The organism is Methylobacterium sp. J-118 (assembly GCF_057836565.1).
Genome location: NZ_JBYQFA010000001.1, coordinates 1,064,609 through 1,077,857 on the forward strand (window position 1 = coordinate 1,064,609; position 13,249 = coordinate 1,077,857).

Consider the following 13,249-nt stretch of genomic DNA (forward strand, 5'->3'; position numbering starts at 1 on the left):
GGACCGACCGCTTGCGACTCGTCCTGGCGGCGATCGGACGGTTGAAGGCCGGACCGGAGCGGGAACTCGCGTCACGATATCGCGACCGCGCCGCCCAATTGGGGCGCGGGCTCGGCTTCTCGGCCTGCGACAGCGTGGAGATCCCGGAAGCGCGCGCACGACGCGCCCTGGACCGCTGCACCGAGGAGGCGGCCCTGCTCGCCGCCCATCTGCCGCCCGGCGGTGTCCTGGTCGCGTATGACGAGCGCGGCCGTGCCGATATCCCCAGCGCGGCCCTGGCCGAGCGGTTAGCCGGCTGGCGTGATGTCGGGCGGCCGGCGCTGACCGTCGTCATCGGCGGGCCGGATGGTCTGGACGCCTCAATTCGGACGAAGGCGGAGCTGATCCTGTCCTTCGGGGCGGCCACCTTGCCCCACGGACTCGTGCGCGTGCTCGCCCTGGAACAGATCTACCGCAGCCTGACCATCCTGGCCGGCCATCCCTATCATCGGGGCGAGGCGGGCTGACCGGCGGTGGTCATGGTCGAAATCGATGCCGTCCGGGCGCGGGCCGATACCCCCATCCGCCCGTCGTCGTCCGGTCGCGCCTCCCGCCGCCTCCTGACCGCTCTGGTCCTGCTGGCCGCGGCCTATGGCGCGTGGCCCGCGCATGCCGAGACCCCGGCGCCCCCGGACTCGGAGGCGGCGCAGCGGGACAATGCGGAGCGCGACCGTCGCGCCGAGAACCTCAAGCGCGTGCAGGATGCCCTGGCCGCCAGCAACGGCCAGCGGGCGCAGTTCGAGGCCGAGATCGCCGCCATCGGCACGGACCGGTCCAAGCTCGACTCCGCCCTCCTCGACGCCGGCCGTCAGGCGCAGGCGACCGAGGACCGGCTGAGCCGCCTGGAGGAGCGGCTGAAGGCGATGAGCGAGAGCGAGGCCGCGATCCGGCGCTCGCTCCAGGCCCGCCGGGGCGTGGTCGCCGAGATCCTGGCCGCGCTCCAGCGGATGGGACGGCGCCCGCCACCGGCGGTGCTCGTGAGCCCGGAGGACGTGCTCGCGGCCATCCGCACCTCGATGCTGCTCGGTGCCGTGGTGCCGGAGTTGCGCGGGGAGGTCGACACCCTGGCGGCCGATCTCGCGGAAATGATCCGCCTGCGCGGCTTGATCGCACAGGACAAGGAAGGCCTCACCAGCGACCTGACCGGGTGGGCGCGGGAGCGCCAGCGCCTCGAGGCCCTGGTGGCCGCCCGCCGTGCCCGCCAGGCGGAGGTCGAGAGCGGCCTCACCGCCGAGCGCCGCCGGGCTGCCGAGCTCGGTGCCCAGGCGAAGACCCTGAAGGATCTCCTGGACCGGACCGAAGCCGAGGCCGTGGCGGCCAAACGCTCCGCCGAGGAGGCGAAGGCGGCGGCCGAACGCGAGATCCGCGTGACGCAGGAACGATTTGCCGCGGCCGGCTTCCGCGATCCCGCGCGGCTGGCACCGAAAGTGCATTTTTCGGAGGCGCGGGGCGAAGTGCCGCGGCCTGTCAGCGGTCGGCTGGCGCGGGGCTTCAACCAGCCCGATGGCAACGGTGGAACCAGCCGTGGCGTGTCCTTCGCGACGCGTCCGAAGGCGACGGTCTCCTCCCCGGCCGACGGTTGGGTGCAGTTCGCCGGGCCGTTCCGGTCCTACGGGCAACTCTTGATCATCAACGCGGGCGACGGCTACTATCTCCTGCTCGCGGGGATGGAACAGATCAGCGTCGAGGTCGGCCAGTTCGTGCTCGCGGGCGAACCGGTCGGCAGCATGGGCGAGAAAGGCCCGGGCCCGACTGGGTCCGACGGCGATCCCACCCTGTACGTCGAGTTCAAGAAGGACGGCGGCTCCATCGATCCGGAGCCGTGGTGGGCGAGAAGCCCGACTAATACGGTACTTGGCGAGAAGGTTCGCGGCTGATGCGCAAGACGTCTCTGATCATGCTCGGCGCCTTCCTGGGTGCCGGCACCTCCATGGTGGCCACCCAGACCGACTTCCTGTCGGGTCCCCGGGCGGTGGCCGCCTCGGCCGAAACCTATCGCCAGCTGAGCCTGTTCGGCGACGTGTTCGAGAAGGTCCGGACCGACTACGTCGAGAAGCCGGACGAGTCGAAGATGATCGAGTCGGCCGTCAACGGCATGCTGGCCTCGCTCGACCCGCATTCGAGCTACATGGACGCCAAGGCGTTCCGCGACATGCAGACCACCACCCGCGGCGAGTTCGGCGGGCTGGGCATCGAGGTCACTATGGAGGACGGCCTGATCAAGGTCGTCACCCCGATCGACGACACCCCCGCCGCCAAGGCGGGCCTGCTCGCCAACGACGTCATCACCCAGATCGACGACGATCAGGTCCAGGGCCTCACCCTGAACCAAGCGGTCGACAAGATGCGCGGCCCGGTCAATTCGAGCGTGAAGCTCAAGATCAGCCGCAAGGAGTCGAAGGACCCGATCGACGTCACGCTGACCCGCGACGTGATCAAGATCAAACCGGTCCGCTCCAAGGTCGAGGGCGGCGACGTCGCCTATATCCGCCTGACGCAGTTCAACGAGCAGACCTTCGACGGCATGCGCGCCGCGATCGACAAGCTGTCGAGCGACATCGGGCCTGACAAGATCAAGGGCTACGTCATCGACCTGCGCAACAACCCGGGCGGCCTGCTCGACCAGGCGGTGATGGTCTCGGACGCCTTCCTGGACCGCGGCGAGATCGTCTCGACCCGCGGCCGCAACCCGGACGAGACGCAGCGCTTCTCCGCAAAGTCCGGCGACCTGACCAAGGGCAAGCCCGTGGTGGTCCTCGTGAACGGCGGCTCCGCCTCGGCCTCGGAGATCGTGGCCGGCGCCCTGCAGGATCACAAGCGCGCGACCATCATGGGCACGCGCTCCTTCGGCAAGGGCTCGGTGCAGTCGATCATCCCGCTCGGCGGATCCGGCGCCCTGCGGCTGACCACGGCGCGCTACTACACGCCGTCGGGCCGCTCGATCCAGGCGAAGGGCATCGAGCCCGATGTCGAGGTCCTGCAGGACGTGCCGGACGAGCTGAAGGGCAAGGACGAGACCAAGGGCGAGGCCGGGCTGAAGGGCCACCTGAAGCAGAAGGACACCGACGAGCGCGGCGGCTCCTCCGCCTACATGCCGTCGGACCCAGCCAAGGACAAGCAGCTGATCGCGGCGGTCGACTTCCTGCACGGCATCCAGAAGGGCGCGGCCAACGGCACGCCGAACGCCCAGCAGCAGAAGCCCAGCCTGCCGAACTGATCGCCCAGACCACGAACGGCGCTATCCGCTCCCGCCCGGCCGACCTGCCGGGCGGGATTTTCGTATCCCGGGCTGGTCCTTAGGGGATCGTTAACCATACCGGCCGGCAATGGCGTCCGGGATCCGTGCCGCGTCCGGCGCGGCGGGACCGATTCCGTGTCGAGAGCCGCTTGACCGAGTCCACGGACGATATCCTCACGCGCCCCCTCGGCGTGCCGGAGGCGCAGGTGCCGGAGCAGCCCAGCGGGCGGTTCGGACGGCACCTCGCGGTCCTGCGCCGGCCGAGGGTCGCGGCGGGGGCCATCGCGGCCGCGCTCGCCCTGTCGGTCGGCCTCGTCGTCGCGCTCGGCGATCCCCAGGGCGGGGAGCCCCGCGCCGAGGCGATGATCGCGTTCCGCGAGCCCGCGGCGCGGCCGGCCGCCCCGGTGCCGGCGGCCGAGCCGCCGGTCGCCATGACCACCCCCGGACCGACCCAGCTCCAGCGCAGCGCGGAGGAGATCGAGTCCGCATCCGGCGTCACGGTGGTGCGTCCCCTCGGCTCGGCGCCGACCGATGCCGTGGTGATCCGGGTCCCGCCCCCCAACGCGCCGCGACTCGCCCCCGCGCCGGACCCGCGCATCAGCGAGACCGGCCGGCACGGCCTGATCCCGAAGCTCGGCGAGGGCCGCGTGCGCGCCCTCGACGTCTACGCCCGTCCCGAGGAGCCCGGAACCGGTCCGCGCATCGCCATCGTGGTGACCGGGCTCGGCGTCGGCCAGGCCGCCACCGCGGGTGCCACCGCGCGCCTGCCGGCAGCCGTCAGCCTCGCTTTCCTGCCCTATGGCGGCGAGGTCGAGCGCGCCGCCGCCCGGGCGCGCGATGCCGGCCACGAGGTCTTCCTCCAGCTGCCCATGGAGCCGTTCGACTATCCCGACAGCGACCCGGGCCCCCAGGGCCTGCTCACCGCCCTGAAGGGCCCCGAGAATGTCGACCGCCTCGCCTGGGCGCTCGCGCGCTTCCCGGGCTATGTCGGCGTCGTGAACTACATGGGCTCCAAGCTGATGGCGGATTCCGCCTTCGAGCCGATCCTGCGCGAGATCGGCGCCCGCGGCCTCGGCTTCCTCGACGACGGCACGAATCCGAAACCCCCGGCCGCGCCGGCCAACAAGGCCCGCACGCCGATCGCCCGTGCCGAGATCGTCCTCGACGCCACACCGCGCGCCGACGCCATCGACGCCGCCCTGACACAGGCCGAGGCCCGGGCTCGGGCCAACGGCTTCGCCCTGGTCTCAGTGAGCGGTGCGGCCCTCAGTGTCGACCGAATCGCCCGCTGGGCGCGGGATCTCGATGCCCGGGGGCTGCGGCTCGTCCCGGCCAGCGTCGCCCTGCGCGGCGCCCGTGAGAAGCGGGTTACTACGGCCGATTGAGTGAGCTCGCGAAACGCTCCCGCACCGATAGTCTTCGGGCGCAACGGGAGGGCCGCGTCCCCGATCGGCGTTGCCGCGCCCCGTGGGCCTGACCTATGGTCCGGCCGATGACGACGGATTCGGATCCCGGCAGCGCCCTGCCCTACCGCCCCTGCGTGGGCGTCGCGCTGATCGCGCCCGGAGGCGGCGTCTTCGTCGGACGCCGGACCAAGGATGCGGGGCCCGAGCATGTCGCCGGCCCGTACATGTGGCAGATGCCGCAGGGCGGCGTCGATCTGGGCGAGGATCCGGAGGCGGCCGCGCGCCGCGAACTCTACGAGGAGACCAACGTCCCGCCGGAGGCGCTCCGCCTGCTCGCCGAGATCCCGGACTGGCTCGCCTACGACCTGCCGCCCGACGTGATGAAGCAGGCGTGGCAGGGGCGCTACCGGGGGCAGACCCAGAGATGGTTCGCCTACGGCTTCCTGGGTGACGAGTCGTCGATCGACGTGCTGCGTCCGGGGGGCGGCGCCCACAAGGCCGAGTTCGACGCGTGGCGCTGGGCCGGTTTCGCCGAGCTGCCGGATTTGATCGTGCCGTTCAAACGCCCGGTCTACGAGCGCGTGGTGGCGGCCTTCTCGGGTCTCGAGCGCTGGGCGGACGCCTCGTGACGCTGCGGCCGGGGGTCTGAGACCGTGCGCTGGCTCATGGTCTCGCTCGGCCTGGCCCTCGCCTGGGTCGCGTTCACGATGAGCCCGCTCTGGTCGCTCTACGATCTCTCGCAGGCGGTGCGCCGGCACGACGCGGCCTATATCGAGAGCCACGTGAACTTCCGGACGCTCCGCCTGTCCCTGGTGCGTCAGATCACGGCGGCGATGCGGGTTGCCGCGGAGGCCGATTCGGACCTGGAGGCCCGTGATCGCCAGCGCCTCGGCGATGCCGCCTATGGGCTGGCCCTGGCCCTGTCCGAGTCGATGGTCACCCCGGAGACGGTGATCGACCTGCTCGCCAATGGCTGGCCCGACAAGCTCGATCTCGAACGGCCGTCCGACACGCGGCCCGAAGGCCTTGCGATCCGCAGCGTCGGGCGGCTCCTGCCCTATTACACGGCCCTCGAAATGCGGGGCTTCCGCGCGGTGGTGATCCCGATCCCGCCCGAGGCGCCCCGCGGCGCGCGCACCCGCATCCGGTTGCGGCTGCGCGGTCTGACATGGCGCCTGGTCGACATCGAGATGGCCGACATGCTGCGCGACCAGATCGCCGCGAAGCTCGGCCGGGCGATGGCCCGGGCGAAGATCGGGGCGACCGGCGGGCAGGAGCCCTAAACCGAGCGGGGGCGGCGTCCCGAGCGGCGGTCGGCGCCGTTCGGAAGACGGCAGAGCGGACCGGACGTTCGGAAGCCCGGTCCAGGCAGGCTGCGCGTCCCGCCGTGCCCGGAGGTCACTTCGCCTTCGGCGTGCCGGCGGCATCCTTGGGCTCGCGGGCCTCGATCAGGCTCTCGGCCTTGTCCTCGTCGGTGTCGCCGCCCTGCTCGATGGTCTTGCCGGGGTTGGACAGCAACGACTTGGCGATCCCAAGCAGGACCTCGCACTCACCGGGAAACTTGTACGTGTCCAGCACGATGGCGGCGTCGCGCAGGGTCCGCAGGTCGCGCACCAGCTGAGCATTGGCATCCGCGCGCAATTCGCCCTTGGCGGCGATCGCCTCCTCGATCTTCGCGCCGGTCACGTCGCAGGCGGCGTTCGCCGGCGTGGCCGACAGCGCCAGGGCGAGGCCGAGTGCGGAAAGGGAGCGCCACATGGCGTGTGTCCTCGGAGGTCCGGGTCAGGCGTGATGGGGGAGCGCGGCGTTCAGCACGTCGCGGGTCAGCGCCACGAGCTGGCTCGGGCGATAGGGTTTCGGCACGAAGACCGAGCCGGAGACGGCGTCGCGGGCCGACAGGTCGGCGCGGCCACCGGAGGTGTAGACGATCGGGAGGTCCGGGCAGAGGCCCCGGGCACGGCGGGCCAGCGCGAGGCCGTTCGTGTTGCGAGCGAGATCGATATCGGTGAAGAGCATGTCCACGCTCTGGCTGGCCAGGATCGCCTCGGCCTGCCAGGCATCCGCGGCGGTGAGCACCCGATAGCCCGCGTCGAGGAGCGTTTCGGCGGCCAGTTCGCAGACGCTCGGCTCATCCTCGACCACGAGGATCGTGGCGGTGGCCGAGTCCAGAACGGGCATGGACGGGCAGACGAAAGCGGCAGCGAACGGAACCATGACGCAACTCCCACTCACCCGGCGGGGGCTCGGTGTCCCCCGGTCGGATCGCTGGGGCAACGGCCCCTCTCGACACGGCGTTCACCCTGTTTCCATCGAATTGCACGCGTTTGGTGAGCGCCGTCTTAACCGACCTCCCACGCCGGTGAACGAAGCGATCCAAGTGGTTAACGGAAGGTTACCGGGGCCGTACCGGGGGGCTGACGCGTGAGCCGGCTGCTGCAGCTCGGCCTCGGCCTGCTCCTCACGGGTCTGGCCGGATACGTGGATGCCCTGGGCTTCGTGCGCCTGGGCGGGCTCTACACCTCGTTCATGAGCGGCAACACCACGCAGCTCGCTGTCTTCGGCGCGGCCGCCGACTTCCACCGGCTGGTGCTGCCCGCGACGCTCATCCTCGCCTTCCTGATAGGCTCGGTGCTCGGCAGCGGCCTCGCAATCCTGGTCCCGGCCCGTTGGACCACGCCGGTGGTCCTCGCCTACGAGTCCCTCCTGATCCTCGGCGGCCTCGGGCTGGGCCTCGAATCACCGGAACTCGGCCTCGCCGCCTTCTTCGTCGCCGTGGCGATGGGCTCGCAGAACGCGGTCCTGGCGCAGGTGAAGGGCTTCCGCGCCGGCACGACCTTCGTCACCGGCGCCCTCTTCAGCCTGGGACAGAAGATCGCCCAGGCGCTGACCCGGACCGGCGATCCGCTGGGCTGGATCGGCGACGGCCTGGTCTGGCTGTCCCTGTTGTTCGGCGCGTATCTCGGTGCGCAGGCCTACGGGCATTTCGCCCTCTACGCGCTGGTCGCACCCGCGGCCCTCTCGGGCGGCCTGGCGCTGCTGACGGCGATCCTGGTCTTGCGCACGGCACCGCCTGCCGCGAAGGTCCCCGCACCATGAGCAGTCCCGTCAGCAATCCCACCCTCACCAGTCACGTCGCCGCGCTGGAGCCCGGCGCGCACGTGGTCGCGGCCCATTTCCTGAAGGACGTGCCGGCCCTGGCGCTCAGCGACGGCACCGTCGCGCTGGCGCAGGCGGCGGGCCTGAGGCGGCTCGTCGCCCATCCCGAGGGCGGGATCCTGGTGGCGGCCGGGATCGGCGCGCGCCTGCTCACCGGCGGCGACGACGGCCGGGTGGTGGAGGTCCGGGCGGACGGCGCCGTGGAACAGGTGGGATCCGCCAAGGGCGGCGCCTGGATCGACGCCCTGGCGCTCCATCCGGACGGCGCCGTGGCCTGGTCGGCCGGGCGCAATGTCGTGGCCCGGGACGCCAAGGGCCGCGAGCGCAGCTTCCAGGCCCCCTCGACCGGCCGCGGCCTCGTCTTCGCCCCGAAGGGCTACCGTCTCGGGATCGCCCACTACAACGGCGTCAGCCTCTGGTACCCGAACCTCGAAACCCCGGCGGAGGTGATCGACTGGAAGGGCTCCCATATCGACGTGACCTGGTCGCCGGACGGCCGTTTCGTGGTGACGACCATGCAGGAGAATGCCCTGCACGGGTGGCGCCTCCAGCCGGATCGCGGCCACATGCGGATGTCGGGTTATCCCGGCAAGGTCCGCTCGGTGGCGTGGTCGTCGGACGGGCACTGGCTCGCCACCAGCGGCGCCGAGGCCGCGATCGTGTGGCCGTTCGACTCGAAGGAGGGCCCGACCGGGAAGGCCCCCCGGGAATGCGGGGTCCGTCCCGCCCGGGTGTCGCGCGTGTCGTTCCACCCCAAGGCGCCGGTCCTGGCCATCGGCTACGAGGACGGCTGCATCCTGCTGGTCCGGTTCACCGACGCCTCGGAACTCCTGGTGCGGCCGTCCGTCGTGGGCAGCGGCGTGACCGCGCTCGCCTGGGACGGGCGCGGGAGCCGCTTGCTGTTCGGCTGCGGCGATGGGCAGGCCGGCCTGCTGACGCTTCCAGCGTGAGGCCCGGCATGCTCTGTGTCGATGCGCGATTCCCCGCGCCGGAGGCCTGATATGTTCCGCGTGCTCCGCACCCTCGGCATCGCCCTCGGCCTCCTCGGCGGCGCGGTGGCCGCGCAGGCCCCCGAATTCGCGCAGCAATACGCGCAGCGCATCGGCGGCGCGGCGGATGAATTGCGGCGGCAGGTGGCGGTGCTCGAATCGGACGCCCAAGCCTCCGGCACCACCCGCGAGGGCGCGGTCGACCGGCTGCGCAGCAACCCTGACGAGCTTGTGGCCCGGCGTGGTGCGGCCGCGCAGGCGGACATCGCCCGGCTCGCCCGGCTGAGCGCGCAGCAGCAGGCCCTGGCCTCGGCCACGAGCCCGCTCGGCCGCGTCGTCGCGATGCTGCGTGATCCCGACATGCCGGTCGCCGCAGCCGCCTATCGCGACTTCAGCCCGGCGATCCCGACCAGCGCCGACGGCCTGGCCGCCGGACTGATCGGCTTCTTCGCCGCCTGGGGCGGCTGGCGGGTGGTGTCGGATCTCGGCCGGCGCGCGGTGCGGCGGCGCCCGCGCGAGCCCGCCACCGTGGCCTGAGGCGATGCGCGCAGCGGAAGGTGTGGCGCTGCGTCTACAGCGGCTTGCGCGAGGCTTGCGTATCGAGCAGGGATCCGGCCGTTCCGGTCCGGAAGAAGGCGCCTGATGCCCCGCGCGTCGACTCCCACCACCGCCGACCCGGCGCTCGACGCCGCCGCACTCCTGCGGCGCATCGGCTTCTTCGGCCTGTTCGTGGTGCTCCCCGTCCTGGCGCAGGTCGCCCGCCGCGCCTCGGTGATCCTCGCGCCGATCGCCGTCATCCTGCTGATCATCGCCAGCGTGATCGACCGGCGGCAGCGGCCGGTGCGCCCCTCCGCCTACCGGCTGCTGACGGCGCCGGCCTTCCTGGCGGGGATGCTCGTGGTGCTCTGGTCGGCGCTGTCCCTGACCTGGACGCCGTTCCTCGGGCCGGCCCTGGAGCGCCTCGTCAACCTCGCGGCCACGATCGGGCTGGCCCTGCTCGGCTATCTGGCCCTGCCCGACCGGATGCGGTCCGCGAACCTCTATTTGCTGCCCCTCGGAATCGTCGCGGGCGCGATCGTGGCGATCATGCTCGGGCTGTTCGGCGCCCACATGGCGCCGGCCGGGACCGAGGATGATGGCGCGCTCGATCGCGGCCTCGTGCTGCTTATCCTGCTGGTCTGGCCGGCGCTGGCATGGCTCCGGTCCCGGCGCCGCGACCGCGAAGCCCTGGGGGTCGCCCTGCTGGTCGCCCTGGCGCTCACGGTCCAGCCGGACGCGACCCAGATCGCCGCCCTGGCGGTCGGTTCCGTGGCCTTCGCGGTGACGAGCTACCGGCCGAAACTCGGCGTGACACTCACAGCTACCCTGTCCGCCGTCCTGCTCGCCGTGGCGCCGCTGCTACCGTTCCTGGCGCGGCCCGTGGGCGCCGCCGTACTCGGTCCATTGGCACCGGCGGTGCTGTCGCTGAAGAGCTGGCAGAAGGTGGTGACCACCGATCCGGTGCGGTTGATCACCGGCCACGGTTTCGAGACGGCCCTGCGTGGCCGCCTGGTCGGGCTGCTGCCGCTGAATGCGCCCACGACCGCTTTGTTCGAGTTCTGGTACGAGCTCGGAATCGTCGGGGCCCTCGCCGCCGCCTTCGCGCTCTACGCCTCGATCCGCCGGGCCGGGCGCGAAGGTCCCGCCCTGGTTCCCGGGGCAATGGGGTGCTTCGCGGCGGCCTTCACGGTGGCCTGCCTCGGCGTCGGGCTGACGGCGATCTGGTGGCTGACGACGCTCGCCATCGCGACCGTGGTGTTCGTGTCCGTGGAGCGGGGCCAGTTCCGCACCAACCGGCCGAAGGTCGCCAAGCTGCACCGCGTGATCGCCGGCCAGGGCTGAGGGTCAGCGCCGCTGGAAGCCGTGGAGGCGGATCCAGGCGAGGAACAGCCCGGGCCAAGCCGCCGCCGGCGTGCCGGGGGCACCGAGGCCGAAGCCGTGGCCGCCGCGCTCGAACAGGTGCAGTTCGGCCGGCACCCGCGCCTTGCGCAGGGCCGAGAACATCAGCAGCGGATGATCGGCCACCGCCACGGGGTCGTCGATCGCCTGGGCCAGGAAGGTCGGCGGCGTGTCCGGGCCGACCTGCAGGTCGACCGAATAGGTCTTCATCTCGGCCGGGGTCACGTCGTCGCCCACGAGGATCCGGCGTGTATGGGTCCGGTCGAAGGGCTTTCGCATCGTGATGACCGGATAGATCAATCCGGCCAGCGCGGGCCGCACGGGCTGCGCGTCGACGGAATCCACCGCGGCGTAGAGATCCAGGGCGCTGCCGACCGCGGTCTCGCCCATCAGGTGGCCGCCGGCCGAGAAGCCGAGCACGCCGACTCGAGCCGGGTCGATGCCGAACTCCGTCCCCCGGGCCCGGACCAGCCGGACGGCGCGCTGGGCGTCCTGGCGCGGCGCGTCGGGGCCAGAGCCCCAGCCCTCCGCCGGCAAGCGATAGACCAGCAGGAAGACCGTGATGCCGGCCGCATTCAGGACCCGCCCCACCGGGACGCCCTCGTTGCCGAGGGCGATGAACTCGTAGCCGCCCCCGGCCGCGACGATCATCGCGGCACCGTTGGCATTGGCCGGCCGCATGACCAGCAGGCAGGGCCGCGCCACCCGGGTGATGTCGCCGACGACACCCTCGACGTAGCGGTAGCCGTCCGCGTCGGGCCCGCTGCCACCGCCTGGCGCCTCGCCCGGCCAGAGATCGATCACCTGCAGGTCCGCCCCCGGCAGGGAGCGGGGCAGCGCCCGGATCGATTCATGCGAGGCCGGTTCCGGCGGCCCGTCGCTGGCGGCCCGCGCCGAGCGCAGGCCGAAGGCAGTCCCGAATCCGGCGAGCAACAGGCGGCGGTCCAGGCGCAAGGGCGTCTCCCGGAAAAGCAACAGGTCGGGACCGGCGCGCGGTGCGGCCGGCTCCCGAAGGCGCGCCGGTCCAACGCCGCGGAGGGCCCCGGGGGTCCCGGACCTCAGCCGCGCCGTGCGATCACCGCGACGTAGAACCCGTCGGTGCCGGTGCGATGCGGGGTCATCTGGATGCCGTGAAGCGTGGTCCGCACCGCCGCCGGCAGCGAGGCCGGACCCGCTGCGAGCACATCGGCGGCCGCGACCACGTCGAAGCGCCCGCGCCAGCGCGACAGCAACCCGTCCAGGGCGGCGTCGTTCTCCGCGGCCAGCAGCGAGCAGGTCACATAGACGATGCGGCCGCCCGGCCTGACCAGCCGCGCCGCCCGATCGAGGACCTGGGCCTGCTCGGCGGTCCGCAGGGAGAGGCTGCCGGGGCGCAGGCGCCACTTGGCGTCCGGATTGCGCCGCCAGGTGCCCGAGCCGGTGCAGGGCGCATCGACCAGAACCCGGTCGACCGTACCGTCCAGATCCTCCAGCACGTCGGCCCGCGCCTTGCCGCCCCGCGGCGTCCGGATCTCCGCCACGGCCCCGGACCGGCGCAAACGCTCGTGGATCGGCGCGAGCCGGCGCGGGTCGCCGTCGGTGGCGATCAGGCGGGCCCCGTTTCCGGTCTCGGCCGCGAGCGCCAGGGTTTTGCCGCCGCCGCCGGCGCAGAGGTCGACGATGGTCTCGCCGGTCCGCGGATCGGCCAGGAGGGCCGCGAGCTGGGAACCTTCGTCCTGGATCTCGTACCAGCCGTCGAGGAACTCGGCCTCGACATGGAGCGCCGGGCCGCGCCCGTCCGCACCGATCGGCACGCGCAGGCCCTGGGGGGCGTGCGGCGTCGGGGCCGCGTCGAAGGCGGCGAGCGCCGGCAGCACGTCCGCGCGGCGGCCGCGCAGGGCGTTGACCCGGATGTCGAGGGGCGCGCGCCGGGCCAGGGCCTTCAGTTCCGGGATGAGGTCGTCGCCCAGAACCGCCGCGAGGTCCGGCAGCACGAAGGCCGGGGCGTCCCCCGCCACCTCGGGCGGGGCGTCGTTCAGCGTGCCGCTGTCGAGGCGGGCCTGCTCCTCGGCGGTCAGCGGCGGCGGCGCGAAGCGGTCCCCGGAGAACAGGGCGGCCACCGAGGCCGCGGCCAGGCCCTGCTGGAGCCGCAGCGCGCCGATCAGCACCGCGCGCGGGGTATCCGAGCCCATGATCCAGGCCGCGGACGACCGTCGGCGCAGGGCGTCGTAGACCAAGCTGGCGATGCCGGCCCGGTCGCCGGAGCCGGCGAAACGGTGGGCGAGGCCCCAATCCTTCAGGGCATCGGCCGCCGGCCGGCGCCGGTCTACGATGTCGGTGAGCACCTCGATGGCGGCGGAGCAGCGGGCGGCGGGGGTCAGGGGTCTGTTCCTTCAGAATGAGTCGAACAAGGCGCGAAACGGCCACGCTTGTCCCACGATACCGCCACGATACGGCCGAGCTTCGAGCACGATCGCGGCTCAGAACGCGTCCGGGTGGTCCGC

14 protein-coding genes are annotated in these 13,249 nt (G+C 72.4%); 10 read left to right on the forward strand and 4 right to left on the reverse strand.

The window, feature by feature from the left end; all coding sequences use genetic code 11:
* Positions 1-11: 11 nt before the first annotated feature.
* The 6 genes from rlmH (at position 12) to AC3IF3_RS05195 (ending at position 5,966) form a co-directional block, all read left to right on the forward strand.
* On the forward strand, positions 12-506 hold the full coding sequence (gene rlmH / locus AC3IF3_RS05170; protein ID WP_489219975.1) for a 23S rRNA (pseudouridine(1915)-N(3))-methyltransferase RlmH: 495 nt from the start codon (positions 12-14) through the stop codon (positions 504-506).
* Positions 507-518: 12 nt separating this feature from the next.
* Positions 519-1,916: a murein hydrolase activator EnvC family protein gene (locus tag AC3IF3_RS05175; RefSeq protein ID WP_489227652.1), complete on the forward strand. Its 1,398-nt coding sequence runs from the start codon at positions 519-521 to the stop codon at positions 1,914-1,916.
* The gene (locus AC3IF3_RS05180) at positions 1,916-3,256 is read left to right on the forward strand and encodes a S41 family peptidase (RefSeq protein WP_243965662.1); all 1,341 of its coding nucleotides are present in this window, start codon (positions 1,916-1,918) and stop codon (positions 3,254-3,256) included. The genes AC3IF3_RS05175 and AC3IF3_RS05180 overlap by 1 nt, the downstream gene beginning before the upstream one ends.
* A gap of 170 nt (positions 3,257-3,426) precedes the next feature.
* The gene (locus tag AC3IF3_RS05185) at positions 3,427-4,662 is read left to right on the forward strand and encodes a divergent polysaccharide deacetylase family protein (RefSeq protein WP_489227654.1); all 1,236 of its coding nucleotides are present in this window, start codon (positions 3,427-3,429) and stop codon (positions 4,660-4,662) included.
* A gap of 95 nt (positions 4,663-4,757) precedes the next feature.
* Entirely contained in the window at positions 4,758-5,312 is a 555-nt protein-coding gene (locus tag AC3IF3_RS05190; RefSeq protein WP_489227656.1) for an RNA pyrophosphohydrolase, read from the forward strand.
* Positions 5,313-5,336: 24 nt separating this feature from the next.
* On the forward strand, positions 5,337-5,966 hold the full coding sequence (locus tag AC3IF3_RS05195; protein WP_489227658.1) for a DUF2939 domain-containing protein: 630 nt from the start codon (positions 5,337-5,339) through the stop codon (positions 5,964-5,966).
* Between the two features lie 115 nt (positions 5,967-6,081).
* Here AC3IF3_RS05195 and AC3IF3_RS05200 read toward each other — a convergent pair whose 3' ends face one another.
* Positions 6,082-6,441: a photosystem reaction center subunit H gene (locus AC3IF3_RS05200; protein ID WP_243965654.1), complete on the reverse strand. Its 360-nt coding sequence runs from the start codon at positions 6,439-6,441 to the stop codon at positions 6,082-6,084.
* 24 nt (positions 6,442-6,465) lie between these two features.
* A complete protein-coding gene (locus tag AC3IF3_RS05205) occupies positions 6,466-6,897 on the reverse strand; it encodes a response regulator (protein WP_489219980.1) in 432 nt (143 codons plus the stop codon).
* Between the two features lie 207 nt (positions 6,898-7,104).
* Here AC3IF3_RS05205 and AC3IF3_RS05210 point away from each other — a divergent pair, with 207 nt between their 5' ends.
* From AC3IF3_RS05210 to AC3IF3_RS05225, 4 genes are all read left to right on the forward strand, one after another.
* Positions 7,105-7,779 carry a YoaK family protein gene (locus AC3IF3_RS05210; RefSeq protein ID WP_489219981.1) on the forward strand — a complete coding sequence of 225 codons (675 nt, stop codon included), beginning with the start codon at positions 7,105-7,107 and terminating at the stop codon, positions 7,777-7,779.
* Positions 7,776-8,789 carry a WD40 repeat domain-containing protein gene (locus tag AC3IF3_RS05215; protein WP_489227659.1) on the forward strand — a complete coding sequence of 338 codons (1,014 nt, stop codon included), beginning with the start codon at positions 7,776-7,778 and terminating at the stop codon, positions 8,787-8,789. The genes AC3IF3_RS05210 and AC3IF3_RS05215 overlap by 4 nt, the downstream gene beginning before the upstream one ends.
* Before the next feature lie 51 nt (positions 8,790-8,840).
* Positions 8,841-9,365: a DUF2937 family protein gene (locus AC3IF3_RS05220; RefSeq protein ID WP_243965646.1), complete on the forward strand. Its 525-nt coding sequence runs from the start codon at positions 8,841-8,843 to the stop codon at positions 9,363-9,365.
* A gap of 105 nt (positions 9,366-9,470) precedes the next feature.
* Positions 9,471-10,709 (forward strand): peptide ABC transporter permease, encoded by a 1,239-nt coding sequence (locus tag AC3IF3_RS05225; RefSeq protein ID WP_243965644.1) that lies wholly within the window; start codon positions 9,471-9,473, stop codon positions 10,707-10,709.
* Positions 10,710-10,712: 3 nt separating this feature from the next.
* Here the strand turns inward: AC3IF3_RS05225 and AC3IF3_RS05230 are convergent, their stop codons facing one another.
* Both AC3IF3_RS05230 and AC3IF3_RS05235 read right to left on the reverse strand, forming a co-directional pair.
* Positions 10,713-11,720, reverse strand: a complete 1,008-nt coding sequence (locus AC3IF3_RS05230; protein WP_243965642.1) for an alpha/beta hydrolase — start codon at positions 11,718-11,720, stop codon at positions 10,713-10,715.
* A gap of 104 nt (positions 11,721-11,824) precedes the next feature.
* The gene (locus AC3IF3_RS05235) at positions 11,825-13,126 is read right to left on the reverse strand and encodes an RsmB/NOP family class I SAM-dependent RNA methyltransferase (RefSeq protein WP_489231243.1); all 1,302 of its coding nucleotides are present in this window, start codon (positions 13,124-13,126) and stop codon (positions 11,825-11,827) included.
* Positions 13,127-13,249: the final 123 nt, after the last annotated feature.